The sequence below is a fragment of the Rhodococcus sp. 05-2254-5 genome (assembly GCF_002258575.1).
Taxonomy (GTDB): domain Bacteria; phylum Actinomycetota; class Actinomycetes; order Mycobacteriales; family Mycobacteriaceae; genus Rhodococcoides; species Rhodococcoides fascians.
On the sequence record NZ_NOZG01000001.1, the window covers coordinates 1 to 19,766 of the forward strand.

Below are 19,766 nucleotides of genomic sequence, written 5' to 3' on the forward strand. Positions count from 1 at the left end.
GGGCTGGGGCTGGGCGCTGCGCGCCCGCCGCTGCAGGCGAAACGGCAAGCCGTTCCGAAGAACTCGCGGACTCGGTCGAAGCGCTGCGCGCCTTCGCGGTTGCATCTGTTATTCGATCGCGCTCAATTTGCAATTTGCAATCGAGAATTTTTCGAGGGCGGTCGAACCGAAACCGGCTCGCCGATGCATGGTGTATTCAGCGAAACCGGTTTCGGATCAATCGCATTCAAGTCATTCGTTACGGGATCGCTCGGATTCTGCATCGAGCGCAGCGGGCCGAATCTGCTCCCACAGCGCCGGGTTGATTCCCGCGTTGTATGCGCGTTCGAGCAGCTGCCCCAAGGAATGATCGGGGGCGAGCCCACGGGCAACGTTCATTGCCTCCCGCGCCGGCACCGCCTCCCGTCCGATCCAGTAACTCAGCGAAGCGAGGACGAAGGCGGGGCCTGCCTCGCTGGCGGGCAACACCGCGCCAACCTGCCGCCACAGTTCGCCGAGGACTGCGGCGTTGGCTTCGGTGAAGTGAACGAACAGCACATCGCGCACGCGCACGTCAGAGGCGGCGGCTGCGAGCATCGCAGCGTGGTAATCCGATATCTCGATTCCGCGGTTGCCTGAATCGAGATACCCGGCGAGTACCTCGCGGTGGATGGTCTCTGCGGCCGAGATCGGCCCTACTGCCGGGAACGCCCCGCGTGCAGCCCGCATCATGTCCACCACACTCGCGGCGCGTTCGGCACCGAACTGTTCGGCAACGAAGCCCGCGCGGATTTGGGCGCGAGAGGCCAGACGTACCTGCCCCTCGAGCAACGCTCCGACCACGTAGGGGTGAGCCGTCAGGTCGACCGCCTCGCCGACCTCGTGCGGTCCCGCCAGTACCCCGTTCATCAAGTAGCGGCGCGCACGTCCCTCGTGGAACTGGAACACAGCAACGTCATCGCCCGAGAACTCGTGGAGAACGGCCATCGATGCCGCATCGGCGTGTGTGTCACTGCCGAACACGACCACCACGCGCGGTCCGGATAGATCACGCACGGGGTGACCGCTGGGCACCAGCAACGGGGCACCACCGATCGGCGCTTCCTCCCCCAGCGGGCAGGCCATGACGGCCCCGCCTGTCGAGTTTGGGGTGAACACCACCATTTCGTTCTCGGGAACGTAGCGGACCAGCATCACGGCCACGGCAACAGCATCAGCGGGTGAGGAGATACGAAAAACAGAGGACATCGGACAAACCCCTTTCAGGGCACAGGGGCAGATGGTCAGTCCGCCCGATCAACAGAACACCCACAATCTAGCCGAGACCACCGACAAGAACGGCTCACGCGCAACACATTTGGTCCCCGGCGCACTCGGTGCCGGGGACCGCACCGAGTGCGCCGGGGCTCGGTGGGGAAAGACAACAGGCCCGCCCATGTGTTTCGCTGGGCGAGCCTGTTGTCGAACGTCTAGGGAGAAGCGAAAGGATCAGAGCGACAAAGGCTCTCGCTCTAACTCCTCGGGAGCGGAGTCGGCTTCCGAGGCCCATCTAGGGCTCACGTCCATACCCGACCACACTTTCGGATCGGTGTCGAGCCGATCAGGAGACGTTCGGATCAGCACACACGCCAGCAGCCGACATTGCAAGACGCGCCACACCGTCGATGATCAACGTATGGCATCCGTTCGACGCTGCGGAGGTGACCGGCCCTGGTACCGCGTACACCGCCCGCCCGAGCCTGTGCACTTCCCTGGCCACAGACAGTGCACGTCCGCGTGACCCGGCCTCGGGCACCACTACCGCATCGGAGAGAGCCGCCAGCAGCGCGCCACTCCCGTTGAATCGTTCTCGTCGAGGCTCTGCACCGAACGAGTACTCGCTCACCACCACACCCTGTTCCGCGACGCGCTCGAGCAACCGAGCGTGACCGGACGGATACGCCCGATCCAAGCCGCACGGCATTACCGCTACCGGTCCTGCACCGACCCCCAACGCTGCCCGCAACACCGCTCCCTCGATCCCGAACCCGCTGCCCGACAGGACCGCCACCCCACGCATCGCCAGATCCCCGGCAAATTCCGACGCGACATGCTCGCCGTAAGCGGTCGCAGCCCGGGTGCCGGTGAGCGCCACCGCCGACACATCAGCACCGGGCAGCGCGCCCTGTCCACGAACCCACAGAGCGACCGGAGTCGATCCCTCCAGCCATCCGGCCATCCGCAGCCGCTGCGGCCACTCAGCGTCCGCAGGAGTGACCAATCGTGCTCCCAGCGTTGCCGCCGTCTCGAGGTCTGCCTCGGCACCTGAGTAGTCCCACGAGCGAGCCGTCGCACGCAACAAGTCCTCCGACACCTCCCGATGCCGCACAGCCTCGGCTGCAGCCTCCACGCCCGATAAGGACACCGCCAGATGCACCAACGAGCCCTGCCCCCGCGCCACGTGAGCGAGATACGCCCACGCAACACGCTCACGCCACACCATCTCGCTACCCGACACCGCGTTCTCGCTCGACACACCGCTCACGACGAAACCCTCCCAGGGCTAACACAAGGGCAGATGGTCAGTCCGCCCGATCAACAGAACAACTCGAACCTACCCCGACACACCGACAAAAACAGCACCTGACAAGCGAAAATGTCCCCGGCGCACCCGGTGCCGGGGACAGCGGGTGCGCCGGGCGGTAAGTTCACGAAGCGGCCAAAAGAGCAGACCGAAGTGTCCTGTTCGAGTGATACAAATACCGGAGCAGATCTCACGGGCCGCCGACGAAAAACGCACCAACCGCGACGTTCGAGAGGGAAGCTGCACACATGACCGAGCCCGAGCCATGGCGTCGAAGCAAGACGCCGGCCCCGCTCCCCTCGAATTCCGCCGACGCCCGAGCGATCAGCGAACTGACGGACCCGGAACTGGCTGCGATCATTCGTGACAACCTCCTGCCGCGCTCGAACACCGCCGGCGATACAGCCAATTGGCGTGCATTCTGGAACACCCTCACTTTCGATCCGCAGCTCAACGATCGCGCAAACGCGATCATCGATGTCTACGTCGAGCAAGCAGCAGCAGCGCTCGATACCGGCGAACTCGACGACGCCCAATACAAACGTGCCGGCAAGTTCCACGACCTGTGTATCCACGCCCTCGACAGGCTCGACAAGGTGGTCGACGACCCCCTGGCCTGGGCTGGTGCGCGAGCTGCCGGATTCAATCCACGCTCTCGTGAGGTCATCAACACCCTCGTGCAGGCCATCGCCGATCACCGAGACGACGGCGACGACGCCAAGCTCTGGGCGATTCTCGCCGAAGTTCGTTTGGATCCAGGCCATCGACGCCGGTAAGCGCTCCGCTCAACATGGCCGCCCGCGGAGCCTCTGACCGATGAGCTTCTGGGATTCACTTGCGGCCGGCCTCTCGGAGGAGCCGCCGCGACGGGTGATCGTGTCGACCAGAACGCTCAGGTCGGCGATCGAGGACACCTTGATCTATGGGTTCTCGCGAGCCGCCCTCGAAGTGGTCCTACCCGACGAACTCGACCTGACGTGGGCAGGTACAGGTACCCCGGTTGAGGCCGACACCAAGCGGTCGCTGATCGATGGTTACCTCGTAGGATTCGAGATCCCCCAGCTCGTCGCACTGGCGCGTCGCGTGCTTGCAGAATGCGACGTCGCGGACCACGGGCTCGCGGTGCTGATCGCAGAGTACGAAAAGGGCTCCAGCGGTGTCGATTCTCCCGCAAAGAACCTCATTTTCGCGGCCAATGGTCCCAAACCGGAGATGGTGCTCCGCGACGCGGTCAGCAACGACATCCTGATCACCAAGAATGCTGAGTTCTGCCTGGTCTACGACAGACCGATAACCGAGGCCGGCCTGTCCTTTCAGGAGCTGATTCAGTGGTGGCGTGAGCACCAAGCAATGGCAGACACGGACGATCGCGATGTCGGGCGGTCACTGTACAAACGGCTGCGAGAGAGCCTCGGTAAGAACGAACCCGAGCGGATGGTCTTGGACGTCTACTCACGTCGATACGGAGAGCACGGCTTCGGTATTCCCGCTCTGATCCCGCAGGTCTACCTCCACTACGACCCGTACACCAAGTATCAACGCAAGGGCAGCAGTCCCCTCGAACGCCAACGCATGGACTTCTTGCTGCTCTTCAGTGCAAGAAAACGCGTCGTCATCGAGGTCGACGGTCGTCAGCACTACGCCAACGAAGACGGCCGCGCCAGCACGCAGCTGTACGCCGAGATGGTCACCGAAGACCGACGTCTCCGGCTAGCGGGATACGAGGTCTATCGGTTCGGGGGCAAAGAGTTCGAGAGCCCCGACGCGCCGTCGATGCTCGCAGCATTCTTCGACGAACTGAGCTCGCGAATGAAGTAGACCGACGGGGAACTCATGCCGGGGCGAGGTATCGATCCTCCTCAGAGCCGATCTGGAGTTCGTCCTCGGCGGCTGCGATGACTGCGTCGACGACCTCAATGGGTAGCCCGGTCTTGGTGGCCACTGCAGCGTGCTCGTGGCCTTCGCTGGCCAGTTTCAGGACGTGGACACACAGAACGGCTGTTTCGGCCTCTGTGGAGCTGTTCGGGGCCGAGTGACGCTGGTCGGTGCTGTCGTCTACAGCTGATGCTTCGAGTCGGACCAGCTGGATCATCAGGTGCGTGGTGACCAGCAGCACCAGCGGCGGCGCAGCAGCGGCCAGCGCGGCCACGGTGAAGGTCGAGCTGTAGTCCACCATCGAGACGTGCACGATGTTGCCGGCCGTCGATGCGATCGACCCGAGAATCAGCAAGGCCCACGCGAACCAGCGGTGTGAGGCGTCGACGACGAGCATGAGTGTTGCGAGGATTACCATTCCGTCGAGCACCAGTGGCAGAACCCATCCCAGTGTTGCCGGGTATCCGCTGGCAGTAGCGAGCTGCCACAACGATATTCCGCTCTTTGTGAAGGCGCTGATACCGATCACCGCATTGCCGATCACCGCGCAACGTTTGATGGTTGTCAGATTCCTCATCAATGTCCTTCGCTGGTGGTGATCGAAAAGTGGCCGGCCGCTGCCGTCGGGCGTGCTAGATCGGCGTGCTTGAGGGTGGGTGTGTTCGACAGTCGGTAAATCGACCACAGGGCGGTGAATGCGATACACCCGCCGATCACTATCTGAGCCGCGGTGTAGTCACCATTGTTCGCAATGACGAATGCATTCCAAGCTGTATGGGCCAGAACGAGTCCCGTGAGACTGCGGAGTCGATAGTAGACGTAGACGGCCACAGCGCCCCATACGAACGCCGACAACGCTTGCCCTGTTCCCTGGTACAGATGGATGGAGGCTCGAAACAGAGCTGAGCTCGCGATGACGATGCCGAGCATCCACGGCTGGACGCGCCAGACCAGTCCGACGACCCCGAAGAGCAACAAGACCGGAAGCGCACTGAAGAACGGTTCCTCGGCCAAGCCGGCGACGAGAAGGTGCGCACTGTTCCACCATTGTGCCGGGTTGCCGTAGTCACTGGTGCGCGAAAGGTTTTCGGCATCCTCGGGGGACAGCAACGAGGCCATGCACAGGCCGATGGGGAACAATCCTGCACTCATCAGCGTCCGCGCTCGCCACGTCCCAGGGAAGCTGTTCGGTTCGGTCTCGTTCGGTTCGATGAACCGGCGCACCGCCGCGACGAGAGCGAGACCGGCAACTGCGGCGAAGAAGAGAATTAGGAAGCCAATTTGAGCGCCGGGCATCGTCGGCGGGGTCGACTCGGTGACTACCTCGGATCCGGTACCGAGATGCCTCTGAACCGAGACTAATGCCTCGAAAGGCCAACACACGACTAGGTAGGCGGCAGCAAGCCCGAGCGGAACAGCAGCGATATACAGGCTTGAGTTCCAGTTGTTGTTGCGATTCATCGCGATTCACTCTTTCTTTGACATTCTCTCGTCGCGGCGACACTGGACAGTCATGGGTGCGGATACGAGTACTGAGCGTGGGTACGGCGGTCGAGGCTGATCAGTTGTCGAGTAGGCCCGCACCGCGGGCAATAGCGGGTAGGTCGATCGGTGGTGCCCATGCGGCCCACACGCGGGTTCGGCCGAGCTCGACGACACGGTCGTCCGGATAGAGCCGCCATGGGCCGACGCGGTCGAGCAGTTCACCGACGAGGGCGTCGGCGTGGAAACGGGTGGGAACGGTGACGAAGTCATCGAGCGGGCCCCGCTTATGTAGTGCCGCGACGGGGCGTGGTGCGCCTCTGGCGATCGCTACCTGCCGCAGGTCCGGAGAGCCGTGGGGACGGAGGATCGCCACGACATGGGGGTCCAGCCATCGTCGCTCTCGCCATTCCTTGCGGACACCGCGGCCACGGGGAAGATCGAGCCCGGTCAAGACAGTTCGTGCATTGTCGAGGGTCTGCTGTTCGACACGTCGGATTTCAGGAAGGGGAAATTGAAGTTGCTGCAACCGGCGGACGGGAATGGCCGCTCGAGCGCGAGGTGAGCCCTGCAGCCAACGCTGAACGGTACGGCGAGTCACCCCGAATGCCGCTGCGACATAGTCGATATCGACACCACCGTTGACCAAGGGGCCGTAGCACGCGGTGAATGCGACCTCGAGCTGTCGTTTGGTCCACCGCGGCCGCTTCGGGTTCATGTCGCTCTAATGGAGTGGTCCGAGAAAGACGCCGTATCCCATTTTGGCCTGCACAGCCATGCTGACGAGGATCAGACCCGCCAACGCAGAAACGACGCGGGTCTTCCACTGCTGAGACTTGGTCTCGAACATGTCTTTCTGATCCCTCCTGCAGAGCGCTGCCGTGCGCGATTCCACCGATACCGTAGCGGTTGCACCGGACACTCCGAACACCTGAACTCGCAGACTCTTATGGTCAGACCGGGTCGATGGAGATGTTGTCGATGCTCTCGAAGGTCCATCCGTCGACGTACCGATCGCTGGCGTAGCCGCTGAGCCACTTCGAGAGCGCTTTGTCGCCGCCGCGTTCGTACGCCGACCACATCGACTCGACATCGGATGGCGACATACCACTCTGATCCGGGGGGATCTGGATGGAACGATTGCGAATGTAGAACCCTCCCCCACCGGCGACGCCTTGTCGGCCCTTGATCTGTACGCGCGCACCGTATTTGGCGATCGACTTGCCCTGTTTGCTCTCTCGGACAGCTTTGATGGCGGCGCGCCGGCCCTGTTGCGTCGTCGCTGCCTGCCGCGACTTGGTGGTGAGCTTGCTCAGAGTCTCGGCCTTCGGCTTCGAGATTCGCTGGCGTCCCTCGGCGGCAACCCAGCGTTCCACCGTACGACGTGAGACTCCGAGATCGCGCGCAGCTGCGGCAGTGTTCACCCCGCCCCGAGTGCCCGGGCCGTACGCGGCGAGGAGCATCCCACGCATGTCAGGGGTGGTGCCGGCCTTGCCGGAGACATCGGCACCACGCCTGCCCGTCAAGCCCTGGAACAGTGAGCTGCGTCGGCGTTCGTCTGCTTCCAGGTTCTCTTTGAAGCCAGCATGCTTGCGCCCGGCCATTGGCTATTCCCCCTTGCCTGTCGTGGCATCCCAGTTCATCGTCAGCGCTTCCTTGCCCTTGTAGCGGCCACCGACGAGGAACTCGAGATGATCGCCGAGTCGAGCGGAGCCCTCCCACTTGTATTGGCCGAACCCTCGACCGAGCTGCTTGTCCTCCCCAGGCCAGGACGCGATCGGATCCGGATCGTTGCTGGTGTAGAGAACCGTGTCGTTCGTGATGGCCACCGGCCACCGGTCGGAGACGGTGCCGATCTTGACGATGCGACGAGTGATGTTCGCCCGCGCTTTGGCGATGATGTGATGGCGTCGCTCAGGCGAGAAACCTGCTCGTCCGGTCATATGAACCGAGGACCCCATCTGGCCGATCGTGCGCGTGTAGACGCCCTTGAGCAGATCTCTGGCCAACTGAGCGTCGACGTCGTCGACGTCCAAAGCTGTTCGTGCGTCCCGGATTCGCTCGTACCACGGATCGAGTACTCGGCCATGTTCGTTCCACACGTAGGCCTCGACAGGTTCGAGCTCGTAGCCGAGTTCTCCGGCGACCTGCAGACTCGGTGTGGTCACCCACAGCAGGCCCGGCCGGCCGCCGAGAGGCATCAATGGATGTGGGATGCGCCAGTCCCCTGCCTCGGGAACCTCTACCCGCCAATAGCCCGGCAGCTTCTTGTCGAACGCTCGCCCGTCTGGATGATGAGTGGCCGATCCGATCGGCATCTCCAAACCGGCGATTCCCGCAGCATGCGAGCCTCCTCGGTCGTACGCGTGGACGTAGATCATCGATGTCTCGTCGCTGGTCGGTTTGCGGGACCATGCGTAATCGTCCTCGAGGGAGCTGATGGTGGCCGGGCCGACGGGAGTCTGTGCCCCGAACATCCGCTCGCGGTCCTTGAATCGAGTCGAGATCATCAGGTCGAAACCTGTGGACTGCGGGGTGATCACCCACGGCATCTTCAACGCGCTGGCGAACAGCGACAATCGACGCGCGAGTTTGCTCGGGGACGGTCGGTCTCCGAGAATAGGGATATCGCGTGGATCGGCGTTCATGCCGGCAGCCAGGACGACCCACACACCGCGGTGCTCGCCCTGGGTGCGCCACACACGGGTCCACGCACCGAGCCGGTCACCGGGCTTGCCCAGGGTCCAACCGTCGGCGATTGCATCTGTGACGAACGCTGTGCCGGCAGTGGCCTCGCCGACGTCTTTGCGTCGCTGCGACGGATCGTCGCTCAGCGTGCTCAGATCCACCCCGAACTTCTCGGTCATCGCCGCGGTCACCCAGATCTGTCCCGGTTCGCTCTGCCACGACGAAGTCTGAGTGCCCAGACGCAGCTCCTGCACCAGCGCGGCGACATGACCGACGTGAGAGATGTTCTGTGGCAAATTGATTCGACTTCCGTCGGGCATCCAAATGCCATCGACGTCCAGGACGGCGGCAGGGGCAGCGAACGGGTTGGCCGCGGTCTTCGCGGGAGCTGAACGCCGAGGCTGCGTGGTCTCGAGCGGCGCACTGGGTTGCGCAACCGTAGGAGCACTCGACTCGGCGGCCTCGGAAGCAGCTCGACGAGCAGGTTCGTTCGACGGCCGCGGGCCAGTGGAGGCGGGTGCAGGCGGCTTCGCTGCGGCTGCGGTATCGGCAACCAGTGCAGCGCGGGAGGCAGCTGTGCTTCCGAACCAGCACTGCGCGTGCAGAACGTGGCCATCGAAGCGAAGGCCCGAGCCCACTCCGCACTTCACGCACGGGACGCTCGGCGAAATATGTTCTGCCACAGCGATATGGCCCTCGGCATCGGGGTAGCTTCCCACTGGAATGTCCTCCTGTTCGGAGTTGTCAGACGTAGCTTCCGCGTCGTTGGCACGAGAGCTGCCCGTCGTCGATGAGGTGTCGCTGTTCGATACCGAGAACAACGTCGCGAGGTCGGCCACTGCGGAGGTCGAACCCGGAACGTCGCTCGGTGTCGTACCGTCCGGTGCATCGTCGGGTCCGCCATCAGCGTCGAAGATGCCGATCTGACCGTCGTCGGGGCCGTCGCCGAGGATCGCCCACAGACGGAGAGCGGTCATCCGCTGCCGCCGTTCCTCACAATGGATGGTGCGTTGGACGGTGTAACGGGGTGTCTTGCCTGCGCGTTCCTCGGCGATCAGAACTCCCTCGTCGTAGAGGGCCCGCAGCGCCGTGCCTCGATCGATCTGTGGAGCATCGGACATCGTCGATGCCGCGGCTTTCAGAACCTGTTCGAGGGCAGTCGATTCGATCAACAGCTGCGCTTCACCGTCGCGTGGTCCGGGGTCGGTGAGCACGTACCCCAACCGGATCCCGCGTGCGTCTTCGCGGTACTTCTTGACGTCCTGATAGTCCGAGACCAACGTCCGTCGCCACCCCAACCGGCCGGCGAGCGGGCGGTCGGGTGCTTCACCGGTACGAACGTCGTCGACGTAGGCCAACCCGGTACGCAGTGCGTGCGCAAGGAGCTCGCGCACCCGCGCCCCGGTACGTGAAGGCAGATCGGGATCGGCCGCAGCGACGACCGCGTCGTGCAATCCGCCGTCGACGACGTCGAGAACTTGCTCGACCTCATCGGCATCGAGCGCGCCGACATCGAGCAGAAAAGCGGTGAACGCCTGCCACCCTGCCCACACTGCACCGACCGCTTCGGCCTGGCGCACGGTCTCACCCTGCTCACGTAAGCCCTCGGCGTAGTGCGCGCCCTCGTTGAAGACCTTTTCCCGCAGTTCCTCGAGGCGGGGGCACAACCACTGCAGGAACGAGGCCATCAGCAGGGCGCGTCCATGTCGAGACTGCTCACTGTCGAGTCGAATCAGCTCGTCGAGTTCGATCTCGTCGGACTGCAACGGCACCACCAACATGCGCTGAGCGCCGGACCCTGGTCGAGGCATGACCTCGGAGGTCACCATCGCGGACGATCGGGGGGCGGTGCCGTCGAGGATGCTCAACCCGTCGCGACTGGAACGGCTCCGTTGTTCGCCGTTGTGGACCATGCGCGCGAACTCTTCGAGCGCTTTCTGTGCAGCCCCCCAGTCTCGTGTGGGAGCGACATCATCGGCCCAGTACAGCGCATCTTTCGACGAATTCAGTTTGATGCGAAGCGCATTGAGAGTGTCACCGTTACCTGACATCGACGATGCCGGCCGCCGACGATCCCACAGCTCACCGAAGTGATGCATCGCGATCGACGCGATCGAGGTCTTGTACGAACCGGGCGAACCAATGAGCGAAAGAACCCAGGGGTTGGGTCCCAAGGCCGCGCGAAAGACGTGCCCGAGCAACGGAGCAGCGATTCGCACCGGCAGACGCGTCAGCATCGATCCCGAATCGACCATGAAGGCATCACGCAATCGAGGTGCATCGGCGATCGGGCACGGCAGGTCGTAACGCGAGAGCGGTCCACTGAGCAGAACCGGCGCAACACGGGCACCGGCAGCACTGATAGCGCCACCCGCGTGCACGTAGAACCACTCGTCGTTTCGGTCCTTACGCCAACCGGTGGAACGGAATCGAACCGTCCGGGCAATCGTCACTCCACCCGCCACTTTCAGGGCGTCGCGAAGTTTGGCGATTCCAGAGGGTTTGGAGTCGTACGTCGGCGGCCCGGGAAGAGAATCCGCCCAGGTGCAGTCCCGATAGTCCTGTGCGTCCACCCGCATACGCATGAACTCGCCCGTATCGGGATGGGTGTACCCGATGACGACAGCGGAAAGCTGTTCGGGCGACGGCGGATTGGCTTCCCGCTGCCCGACGATATCTTCGCGTCCGAGCAGGGTCGGTGCGTCGACGTCGAGGCCGTCGTCCTGCGATTCGAGGTATTCCATCTCCACGATCCGAGCATCGATGCTGAGCACCATTTTGGCGGTCTGCTCGCCATCTCGGTTGGTGACGATTTCGACGAGGCTTCCCTCTACGACCCGATACGTCGGTGCAGATATCTGAGCGCCGCGGGTGGCCGCCCCGACCAGGTGCAGTCGGGGTCCGTCAGGGAGCGGATGTGTCGATTCACCGGCGTCGATGTGGCTGGATCCGGTCGCCGGCGGCACCGCGTCGTGCTCGTCCTCGTCGTGCAGCAGCGGTGGAATCGGAGTGCGCGAAATATCGTGTGCGGCACGGGCAGCCGTGCGGGCAGTACGCCACACAGCGGTAGCGGCATCGACCGCTTCTTGCGACCACTTCGTGCCCTCAGCGGCAGCGAAACTACGCACCGCATCGACGGCTTCGCTCAACGGCTCGAACAGGCGCTCCGCCTCGACGGCCCAGCGCCCAGCGAGGCGGATCTCGTCTGCGCACTCATCCTGGTGACCTGATACTCGCCCGCGCTCGGCACGCGCAGCCGCTTCCTGAGCCGCCTTTTCGACCTCGGCGGCCTTGCCGCGCAGCTTGGCCAGCGCAGCATGTGCCGCAACCTCACCGACATGGACGGGAATCAACCCGTTCCACATATCGTCCGGATCCCACAGCTGGGCCTCGACGTGATCTGTGAAGTCTGATTTGTCATCTGTTGTGCCGGGTAGCAGCAGTTGTACCTCGGCATCAACTGCGCCGAGCAGCGACGCCAGTTCGATGCCGCGCTCGTATCCTGCGGCGTCACGATCGAGCACAACGCGCACTGCGGCACCGGCGAACACCTCGGCGAGCTGTGGCGGAAAGTTCAGGCCACCCTGGGCATTCGTGGTCGCGCACAGACCGAGACGCATCGCGGTCTCGACATCCTTTTCGCCCTCGAGCAGCCACACCGGCTGGCCGGCCGACAGCGCCGCTTGCAGCTGCGGCATCGCGAACAGGACCGGAGTGAACACCGCAGGCTTACGTTTGACGTACGTGCGATTCGGACCGACGAACAACTGCCGGAATCGTTTGTGTTTGACGCCGCACGAGGTGCACTCCTCGCGGATGACCTCCTGCACCAATACGCTGTCGGCATCGGTGTAGGGATAGCGCGCAACTTCCGACCAAGAGTGCTCGACCTCGGGCTCCGGCATCGGACCGGCAATCCGAGCAGGCAGACGCCCCAGACGCCCACGTCGTTTGCCCGCTGCCCGTTGCTGCGGGGATCTACCGACACGCGGTGCGCTCGGATCCCGACTCGGCAAGGGTTCGTCGAACAGATCGGACACACCGATATCGAGACGCTCGGCGATTTCTGCGGCCGTCGCTGAGCAGCCATGGCACCGCAGCAGCACCATTCCAGAACCGTGGTGGCCCGGAGTCCAGGTGACAGACAGCGAAGCGTGACGGTCGTCGTGAACGGGGCATCTCGCCTGAAACTGGGTACTCGATGTGGCTTTGAAGCCGCCGAGCTGCTCGAGGCGTGGACGGATGTTGTCCATCGACCACATGTGGCCGCGGTTGGGAGTCGGTGACGTCACGACTCACCGCCGACACGTAGATGTACGACGCGCGCTGGGTTCGGAGCGCAAATCACGGCGAGGCAGGGGTACTGAGCTATGATGTCAATACACCTCCTGTCGTGTTCGTGGTTGTTCCCGGTGGGTGGTTGGAGCGGAGCGATTCGCTCACTTGTGAATCCGGAAGACCCCCCTTCTCGCCGCCAAGCACGAGGGGGGTTTTTCACTGTCTAGGGGTAGGTCATCACGCGCCCAGCTTGTACTGTGCGGGATCGATTCGATCTTGGATGTAATGCGGCATGGGTAGATCATGGTGCAGCGCCATGACATAGACGTAGTAGTCGCTGAGGTCGAGGCCAAGGGCGTCGGCCTCGTTTTTGTAATGCGCATACTGCGTGTCGGGCGTGCGCACCATTGCGGGTATGCGAGGGCCCTTCGACTCTCTCCCAGGTTTGCTTCCAGCCATGCGATCACATTAAACGGATTCGGTAACAGAAACAGGGAGGCCGCGACATCCGGTGTGTCGCCTGCCTGTCGTGCCACGTTCACATGTTCCTCCGCACCTCGTCCGTACCCGCCCTCGCACCACACATGACAGGTAGATCCGTCTCGATCTACCTCTGTGACAGAAGTGGCGAAATCTCTCGACATTGTCTCTGCGGCACCGGACACGACGAACACCCCAGCTCGTCGAACCGACCCGCTGCGCAAGCCCCTTCATCGATATACGCGTGACCTTGGCTCTTTTATGTGGGGAGCATGGGGAGCATGGAGATAAGGGCAGCTCAAAGGCAAAAAAACGCTCCCCACCGGAGTGGGGAGCATGGTGGGGAGCACGGTGGGGAGCCAGGAGCAAGACGCTCTGGCCCGGCGGATCAAGAGATCAGATAGTCCTCAACGACCGCAGCAATCAGCGCGCTTCGTGAGGGGATGAGCGGACTTGCTTCTACCTGCTCGTCTATCCATCGGGTCTGGGCTACCCACAGATGTGGACGCACCTCCACTCCCCCGCTCGCGACCTTCGGGCGGGCCAGACGCGGCATGCCACCGCGTGGCGATTCGACGGCGCGAGGGGCGAAGAGGCGAACCAAGGTTTCCGGGGTGTGCGCGGCGAAGGCATCCTCGACGATCTCGCCGTAGGACTTCTTCTCCCGCTGAGATCGCGTCTTCCAGGCCTCTTTGACCGTCGCGGGAACGTAGACCGCGATCGGGCGCACATCTTCATCACCGACAATCGCAGCCAACGGCTCCGCTGTAGCGGTGTCGGCCCCGGTTTCGGGTGTGGTGGCTACGTCCTCGGTTGCGGCAGTGCTGCCCCCGGAGGGCGAGGCAGATGTAGCAACCTCGGTCGGAGGCTCTGGTGCAGGTGCTGCAGGAGCATCCGGTGCAGATGTCACGTCCGGAGCCTGTACGTGCGGCTCGTCGACGGCTCTTTCGGCAGCCACGTCGGTCGAGCGTGGTTCCACTGCGGCAGGCCTGGCGAGGGAACCCGTTCCATTGCGAGGGAAAATGTTGGCGAGGCCAGATCCACGGGGAGCGGGCTTGTCGAATTGGTCCGCCAGGCTGGGTCGCTTCTTGCGATCAGTGGTGCTCATGCGGGTGCTACCTCTTCTGCGTGATCGGCTTCGGCAGCAAGCTCGGCCAAGCGTTGCAAGACCTCAGCTGCTAGGGCCTCGTAGTCATCCGCCAACCCGGTTGCATCCCGAGAGAGCAGAAGGCTGGGTGGTTTCACCTTGTCCCTCAGCGCTTTCAACCGAGCCTTCTTTGCGCTAGCAGTAGCGCCTTCGAGTTCGTGAGCTAGGAGCCCATGCCGCCGCGCGTCGGCAGCGGCGCTCTCCATGTAGCGGATTGTCGTGCCGAAGATGGGGGCAATGGTGTCAGGAATGGCTTGCGTAATACTTTCCCTCACCTGGTCCTGGAGCCGTTGTGACCTACTGCCGACCGCAAACAGAAGCATGCCAGCCAATCTCAGTTGCGGATTGTGCTCCCGGGCACGCGCGAAGCGCTCGGCGACGCGGTCGAGGCCGTCGAGGCTGCCATCGTCGGCGCGAGTAGGGATGAGAACGGACGACGTGCAGTACAGCACCGCATCACCGATGATCACGTCGCCTGGCGGGGTATCGAAGAGAACAATGTCGTAGTCGGGAACGATCGGGGCAAGGACTTTGTGGAGGATCTGCCCCAGCGATTCGCCCCCGCGGCTGAGCCTGGAGAGCATCATGCCAGCAACGTCGACGAGCGCAGGACCAGCGGGAATGACGTCTAGACCGGGTCGGACGTCTTTGATGATCGGGGGTTGTCCGCCTGACATCAACGACATCAGAAGTTCTTCACCGGACTGCTTTTCGTAACCGAAATCGCGGGCCAGGTTGCCCTGAGGGTCGAACTCCCCGACGAGAACACGGTAGCCGGCAGCGGCGAACAGGCCTGCGAGGTTGGCAACAACCGTCGTCTTGCCCACTCCCCCTTTACCTTGGGTGACTGCGAGGGAATTTGATATTGCCATCGATAGAACCTTCCTTCCAGAGTCCTGGATCCGCGTGCATCTATTCGAGCGCTGCCGTGGAGAAGCGTGACCGGGAGGCGTTCACGGTGCCGAATCGGTACGTGCGAGCGGCTCGACTTGTCCCGCACGCTCTTGTGCGGGCGGATGCGCAGGTTGTCGTGCGTGGTTGTGTGCGCGAGAGTACGCCCAGTCACGCACGTCAGTCAACACGGTCTAAGTCGCGTAACACCATGCGTATCAATGCTCGCACTCTTACGCGGCAAAACACGCGCAATAAAACATGTAGTGCTGCGCCCTAGTAACAGCGTACCAATACGCACGTTAAGTCGCATATCAACACCCTTGTTAACACGTGAAGAAACACGGGCATTGATGTGCTGACCAAAACGGTATTTAACCCGCGTGTTGACGTGCGGAGTTCTACCCGGTATTGCATGCGTAGTATTACGCGTATTAAACAACGGTGTAACAAGCGTATTTGTACGCCCTCAAACACGCGGTTTAGTACGCGATGAAACCAACGCTTTACTGTGCGAGGAGTACTACGAAGTGCTACGCCCATTGTGTTGGGATGATTGCCCGGTAGACGGTAACGGAGGTAGGGGAGCAGAGCACTGGGATGATGAACGGGATCGAGAGTGGGTAGTTATGTCGGATCGACAAAGCGTCGATATGTGCGAATCAGCGTGCGATTCGAGCTGCGATCATGGCCGCGACTCCCAATCCGCAGGCTCTGCTGGCTTCGCGAAGGCTCAAGCGAAGTGTTGAGGGGAGAGGTATCGGTAGGGGAGTGCGAGGATTGCTACGTAGTTCGACGCGAGCCTGGCACGAATTTCACATAAGACGCCAGGTCAACGGGGGACTGTTCGCGTTCCAATCAGCGTAGATCCGAATAGCTCTGACGCAGTCGGCGGCGGGGATCGCCAGGCTCTCCGCGGGTCGTTCGCTGTTCGGCTATCCGTTGTTCCAGACCGATCTTCGACGCCATTTGGGTGGCCCACAGCAGGGTGGCGTCAGGGACTGATTCTGAGAGTTCAACGGTGAGATCTACAAGGGTGTCTTCGAGCAGTGTCTCGGCGGCTCGGTAGAGGCTCCACAGGTGGCTCAATTCCCAACTAAGAATGAGGGGATTTCCGAACATCATGCGCTCACAGGAACGTTGAATGCGCCGGACTTGAGGGTTGCTCAGAGCTGTCGGATCGTGCGGGTCGGCCCAGGTCGCAAGGTAGCTGCTCTGCTCGCATGTCCACGGCAACAGCAGGAGCGCATCAGTCGCGAAAGTCCAGCTCTGCGTGTCGAGAACGTGTTGTGACTGTTTGAGGGCGCGGCCCAGGGCTCGCTGGCAGGTCGTGGTGTAGTCGGCGAGCGCTAGCCGACATCGCTCCAGTTGTGCCAGGTCGTGCACTGTGTGGAACTGGTCCTGTCCACGAGTGAATTCGGTGGCAACGAGCGCGGCCTCGGTGTCCCACCAGCGAAACTGGGACTGACGATGGAACTCGCGGTGCCATCGTAGGTCGTCGAGCGTTCGGGCTGCGACGCCGCTGCCTGGCGCGGTGGCGGTGTCGGAGAAGCTCATCGTTCAATGGTTGCAGGTAAATGGTGGTGTGTCACCACCCCTCTGGCATCAGTTCTATGACTGTGCCCACGGCCGAAGAGGTAGATGTGGTGGTTTTCCTGGTGAGCTCTGCATGGCGATCGGTTCAAGATCGTCGGTGAACGACGCTGCGTTGAAGAAACATTGGCGGCAGATTGTGGACACACATGAAAGCCATCGAATCAAATAGCACTGAGTCACGAGAACCACATCAGTCCGACATGAGTGTCAAACGATAACAAAATCGTGTTGTGATCACGTGGCAGTGATCACAATCCAACTTGTCTTGGAGTCAAGAGGCAGCGCCGAGTGCAGTTCGGTTGAGAGTCAGTCAACGGCCCGTAGAAGTTGCAGAGGACATTGCTTGCGGCACGGACCGTCAGGGGTCGGTGCCGCGCCGCGTTTGCTTCGGAACTGAACGAGTGCGCGATCGACTACCTTGTTACTGAAATGTTATGTACCGCGTGTTGATCACCACTGTTGTTGAGGTGGAGATAGCCTTTGTCCTGGTGGGGAGGGGATGGGGTCCTCTTGCGGGACGAACACGGGGTTCGTTTTGCAGGGTTCGGTTCGGATCGACGCTGTTCGCGGTGTCCGGGAGACCCGGTATATCTCGTACGTCGCACTCAAGCCTGCGACTCAGGTACACGGGGACATCGGAAGGATCGTGAGTGAGGACCGACAGCGCTGAGAGTGCGAACGTGCCGACATCTCCGCCTGCGCGACAGTCGCTCGGGGCAGCCTTCATGCCACCGCCGCCGGCCGGATCGATAAGTGCTATGTCAGCGGAGGTGGTGCAGTTGAGTTCAAACGAGGAGGAGACATCCTCTGGTGCAGCTGAATTGGGGCACGACGACACGATTGTGCCGTCGACGGTTCATCTTGCTGTCGGGGTTGCACACGGTCTGGCGAAGGAGAGCAAACGGACAGGGAGAACCCACGGCGAGGTGGTCATCACTGCTATCGAGGATGTCCACAGCGATCTCGAAAGCCTTCTGTTTCCGGGAGGCAAGGTCGGCGGAGGTCTGTTCCGCGCCAGGGGAGTAGGTGGGAAGCCGTCTGAGGGTAAGGCGGAGAAGAAGGGAGTCACGGTCGGGTTGTACGCCGATGACTGGGTGATCATCGATCAACTGAAAGACCAGTTCAAGGCCCGTTCCCGCAGCCACCTCATCGGAACTGCCCTCAAAGCACATCTCGGCCTCGACGCCACGACACAAACGGAAAGTGACTGAGCTATGCCCATGTTCGGCAATCTCAAAGAAAAGACATCGACCGCCACAGTGGGGGAGCCGCGCAGCGCAAGAGAGGCATCTCCTAAGCCGGGCCATGACTTCACCGAAGTCGTATCCACCACCAAAGTGCGCCGTCGACGGTCGTACTGGATCGCGGGAGTCGCCTTGATGACCGTCGCAATCGTAGGAGCGGTCTTTTTGGTGAACGCCATGCGCGCCACCACGACAATTCTGGTGCTCGCCCGCGACGTGCCACAGGGGGAGACGATCACCACCGACGACCTCAAAACCGCAGAGGTCAACAGCGATGCGACCATCGCGACCGTTCCTGCCACAGACAAAGCATCGGTCGTGGGCCAGAGCGCAGCAGTTCCGCTCCTGAGCGGATCGGCACTGAACCCATCGTCGTTCACCAACGCCGTAATCCCCAGCGGGGACAACACTTTGGTCGGCATCACCGTCGCAATCGGCAAACTTCCCGCAGAGCCACTGCTCGCAGGCGACAACGTCCGGATCGTCGACACTCCCCGAGATCAAGACGATTCCCCGGTGCAGGGTCCGGTCACCGCGAACGCACAGGTCGTTGCCGTGAAGGACATCCCCGAGACCGGACAGACGACAGTGGACGTTCTGGTCAAGAAAGACGAGGCCAGCTGGATCGCCGCCCGAGCCGCCACCAACCGCGTCGCCATCGTCCTCGACTCCCGGGAGCGCTGAGCCATGCTCGTCACCCTGACCTCGATCTCCGGCTCGCCAGGCGTCTCGACGACCGGCCTGGGCATCGCTCTCACCGCAGACTCCCGCAAGCTGCTGTACATCGAGGCCGATCCGATCGGATCGTCCCCGACGCTGGCCGGGTACTTTCACGCGCGCCGCCGGCACGACCGATCGATCATCCAACTGGTCGAGCCGAACAGGCACGGCCGAATAGGCCCAGCCTTCCAGCACCAAATAGTTAGAATCGGGCCGTTCGATCCAGAGGAGCCGACCAAGGCGCAAGGATGGTTCGTCCCCGGCCTGGTCAATGCAGCTCAAACGGAATCGATGAAGTCGACGTGGGGCCCGTTGGGGGCACATCTGGCGTTGTTGTCGAAACAGGGCGGCGGTGACCTGCTCGTCGACGCCGGTCGCCTCAATCTACGGTCCGGACATCAAGACCTGATCCGTCACAGTGACGTTATCGCCATAATGCTCAGACCGACCAGGACCGCAGTGGCAGCGGTTCGTGCTGGCTTGGGCCCACTACAGCAGCATCTGGAGAATACGAAGTCGCCGGCCAGCATCGGCCTCATTGTCAGGGGTACCGAGCCCTACAGCGCAGCCGAGACCGCCGCGGCGACCGGCCTCGACGTCATCGCAGTCCTTCCCGAATCACCGGTACACGCGCAAGTTTTTTCCGAAGGTGCCTCGCTCAGTAATTGGCGGCGACGTCGATCAAGCTATCTACGCGCAATCGACGGAACCTGGCAAAAGATCGAGCGCTTCCACGAAACGCACCAGCCCGTATGGATCGCCAACTCGCCATACAGCTCACAGCCCGCGTAACGAGCCGACAAGGCCAAAGGGAGAACACCCG

At 62.5% G+C, this 19,766-nt stretch carries 17 protein-coding genes; 5 read left to right on the forward strand and 12 right to left on the reverse strand.

Annotation, left to right across the window (positions count from 1 at the left end; all coding sequences use genetic code 11):
* Window positions 1-231: 231 nt before the first annotated feature.
* A complete protein-coding gene (locus tag CH278_RS00005; RefSeq protein WP_015586055.1) occupies window positions 232-1,227 on the reverse strand; it encodes a DUF4192 family protein in 996 nt (331 codons plus the stop codon).
* 352 nt (window positions 1,228-1,579) lie between these two features.
* Window positions 1,580-2,503, reverse strand: coding sequence for a DNA processing protein DprA (locus tag CH278_RS00010; protein WP_052047799.1), 924 nt, complete (start codon window positions 2,501-2,503; stop codon window positions 1,580-1,582).
* Window positions 2,504-2,790: 287 nt separating this feature from the next.
* On the opposite strand from CH278_RS00010, the gene CH278_RS00015 reads away from it, so the two are divergent.
* Window positions 2,791-3,318, forward strand: coding sequence for a hypothetical protein (locus CH278_RS00015; protein WP_015586057.1), 528 nt, complete (start codon window positions 2,791-2,793; stop codon window positions 3,316-3,318).
* Window positions 3,319-3,358: 40 nt separating this feature from the next.
* On the forward strand, window positions 3,359-4,360 hold the full coding sequence (locus CH278_RS00020; RefSeq protein ID WP_072692241.1) for a hypothetical protein: 1,002 nt from the start codon (window positions 3,359-3,361) through the stop codon (window positions 4,358-4,360).
* Between the two features lie 13 nt (window positions 4,361-4,373).
* Here CH278_RS00020 and CH278_RS00025 read toward each other — a convergent pair whose 3' ends face one another.
* From CH278_RS00025 to CH278_RS00065, 10 genes are all read right to left on the reverse strand, one after another.
* Window positions 4,374-4,994, reverse strand: coding sequence for a DUF2637 domain-containing protein (locus CH278_RS00025; protein WP_015586059.1), 621 nt, complete (start codon window positions 4,992-4,994; stop codon window positions 4,374-4,376).
* Entirely contained in the window at window positions 4,994-5,878 is an 885-nt protein-coding gene (locus CH278_RS00030) for a CPBP family intramembrane glutamic endopeptidase (RefSeq protein ID WP_015586060.1), read from the reverse strand. The genes CH278_RS00025 and CH278_RS00030 overlap by 1 nt, the downstream gene beginning before the upstream one ends.
* A 100-nt stretch (window positions 5,879-5,978) precedes the next feature.
* On the reverse strand, window positions 5,979-6,617 hold the full coding sequence (locus CH278_RS00035; RefSeq protein ID WP_015586061.1) for a hypothetical protein: 639 nt from the start codon (window positions 6,615-6,617) through the stop codon (window positions 5,979-5,981).
* A 6-nt stretch (window positions 6,618-6,623) separates the two neighbouring features.
* Window positions 6,624-6,749 (reverse strand): hypothetical protein, encoded by a 126-nt coding sequence (locus tag CH278_RS27800; RefSeq protein ID WP_254924250.1) that lies wholly within the window; start codon window positions 6,747-6,749, stop codon window positions 6,624-6,626.
* A gap of 103 nt (window positions 6,750-6,852) precedes the next feature.
* Entirely contained in the window at window positions 6,853-7,503 is a 651-nt protein-coding gene (locus CH278_RS00045; RefSeq protein ID WP_015586063.1) for a helix-turn-helix domain-containing protein, read from the reverse strand.
* Between the two features lie 3 nt (window positions 7,504-7,506).
* Window positions 7,507-12,879: a telomere-binding protein gene (locus CH278_RS00050; protein ID WP_032364989.1), complete on the reverse strand. Its 5,373-nt coding sequence runs from the start codon at window positions 12,877-12,879 to the stop codon at window positions 7,507-7,509.
* A 223-nt stretch (window positions 12,880-13,102) separates the two neighbouring features.
* Window positions 13,103-13,273 (reverse strand): hypothetical protein, encoded by a 171-nt coding sequence (locus CH278_RS27265; protein ID WP_015586065.1) that lies wholly within the window; start codon window positions 13,271-13,273, stop codon window positions 13,103-13,105.
* A 460-nt stretch (window positions 13,274-13,733) separates the two neighbouring features.
* The gene (locus CH278_RS00055; protein ID WP_015586066.1) at window positions 13,734-14,453 is read right to left on the reverse strand and encodes a hypothetical protein; all 720 of its coding nucleotides are present in this window, start codon (window positions 14,451-14,453) and stop codon (window positions 13,734-13,736) included.
* Window positions 14,450-15,364, reverse strand: coding sequence for a ParA family protein (locus tag CH278_RS00060; protein ID WP_015586067.1), 915 nt, complete (start codon window positions 15,362-15,364; stop codon window positions 14,450-14,452). The genes CH278_RS00055 and CH278_RS00060 overlap by 4 nt, the downstream gene beginning before the upstream one ends.
* Before the next feature lie 877 nt (window positions 15,365-16,241).
* Window positions 16,242-16,940 (reverse strand): hypothetical protein, encoded by a 699-nt coding sequence (locus CH278_RS00065; protein WP_015586069.1) that lies wholly within the window; start codon window positions 16,938-16,940, stop codon window positions 16,242-16,244.
* Between the two features lie 689 nt (window positions 16,941-17,629).
* Here CH278_RS00065 and CH278_RS00070 point away from each other — a divergent pair.
* The 3 genes from CH278_RS00070 (at window position 17,630) to CH278_RS00080 (ending at window position 19,735) form a co-directional block, all read left to right on the forward strand.
* Window positions 17,630-18,190, forward strand: a complete 561-nt coding sequence (locus tag CH278_RS00070) for a hypothetical protein (protein WP_139278540.1) — start codon at window positions 17,630-17,632, stop codon at window positions 18,188-18,190.
* A gap of 168 nt (window positions 18,191-18,358) precedes the next feature.
* The gene (locus tag CH278_RS00075) at window positions 18,359-18,907 is read left to right on the forward strand and encodes an SAF domain-containing protein (RefSeq protein ID WP_230591630.1); all 549 of its coding nucleotides are present in this window, start codon (window positions 18,359-18,361) and stop codon (window positions 18,905-18,907) included.
* 3 nt (window positions 18,908-18,910) lie between these two features.
* Window positions 18,911-19,735: a hypothetical protein gene (locus CH278_RS00080; RefSeq protein ID WP_015586073.1), complete on the forward strand. Its 825-nt coding sequence runs from the start codon at window positions 18,911-18,913 to the stop codon at window positions 19,733-19,735.
* The last annotated feature ends 31 nt before the right edge of the window (window positions 19,736-19,766 follow it).

Bases quoted from the DNA above. Each gene is read 5' to 3' on its own strand.
- CH278_RS00005 (WP_015586055.1), bottom strand. From the start codon at position 1,227: ATGTCCTCTGTTTTTCGTATCTCCTCACCCGCTGATGCTGTTGCCGTG.
- CH278_RS00015 (WP_015586057.1), top strand. From the start codon at position 2,791: ATGACCGAGCCCGAGCCATGGCGTCGAAGCAAGACGCCGGCCCCGCTC.
- CH278_RS00020 (WP_072692241.1), top strand. From the start codon at position 3,359: ATGAGCTTCTGGGATTCACTTGCGGCCGGCCTCTCGGAGGAGCCGCCG.
- CH278_RS00025 (WP_015586059.1), bottom strand. From the start codon at position 4,994: ATGAGGAATCTGACAACCATCAAACGTTGCGCGGTGATCGGCAATGCG.
- CH278_RS00030 (WP_015586060.1), bottom strand. From the start codon at position 5,878: ATGAATCGCAACAACAACTGGAACTCAAGCCTGTATATCGCTGCTGTT.
- CH278_RS00035 (WP_015586061.1), bottom strand. From the start codon at position 6,617: ATGAACCCGAAGCGGCCGCGGTGGACCAAACGACAGCTCGAGGTCGCA.
- CH278_RS27800 (WP_254924250.1), bottom strand. From the start codon at position 6,749: ATGTTCGAGACCAAGTCTCAGCAGTGGAAGACCCGCGTCGTTTCTGCG.
- CH278_RS00045 (WP_015586063.1), bottom strand. From the start codon at position 7,503: ATGGCCGGGCGCAAGCATGCTGGCTTCAAAGAGAACCTGGAAGCAGAC.
- CH278_RS27265 (WP_015586065.1), bottom strand. From the start codon at position 13,273: ATGGTGCGCACGCCCGACACGCAGTATGCGCATTACAAAAACGAGGCC.
- CH278_RS00055 (WP_015586066.1), bottom strand. From the start codon at position 14,453: ATGAGCACCACTGATCGCAAGAAGCGACCCAGCCTGGCGGACCAATTC.
- CH278_RS00060 (WP_015586067.1), bottom strand. From the start codon at position 15,364: ATGGCAATATCAAATTCCCTCGCAGTCACCCAAGGTAAAGGGGGAGTG.
- CH278_RS00065 (WP_015586069.1), bottom strand. From the start codon at position 16,940: ATGAGCTTCTCCGACACCGCCACCGCGCCAGGCAGCGGCGTCGCAGCC.
- CH278_RS00075 (WP_230591630.1), top strand. From the start codon at position 18,359: ATGACCGTCGCAATCGTAGGAGCGGTCTTTTTGGTGAACGCCATGCGC.
- CH278_RS00080 (WP_015586073.1), top strand. From the start codon at position 18,911: ATGCTCGTCACCCTGACCTCGATCTCCGGCTCGCCAGGCGTCTCGACG.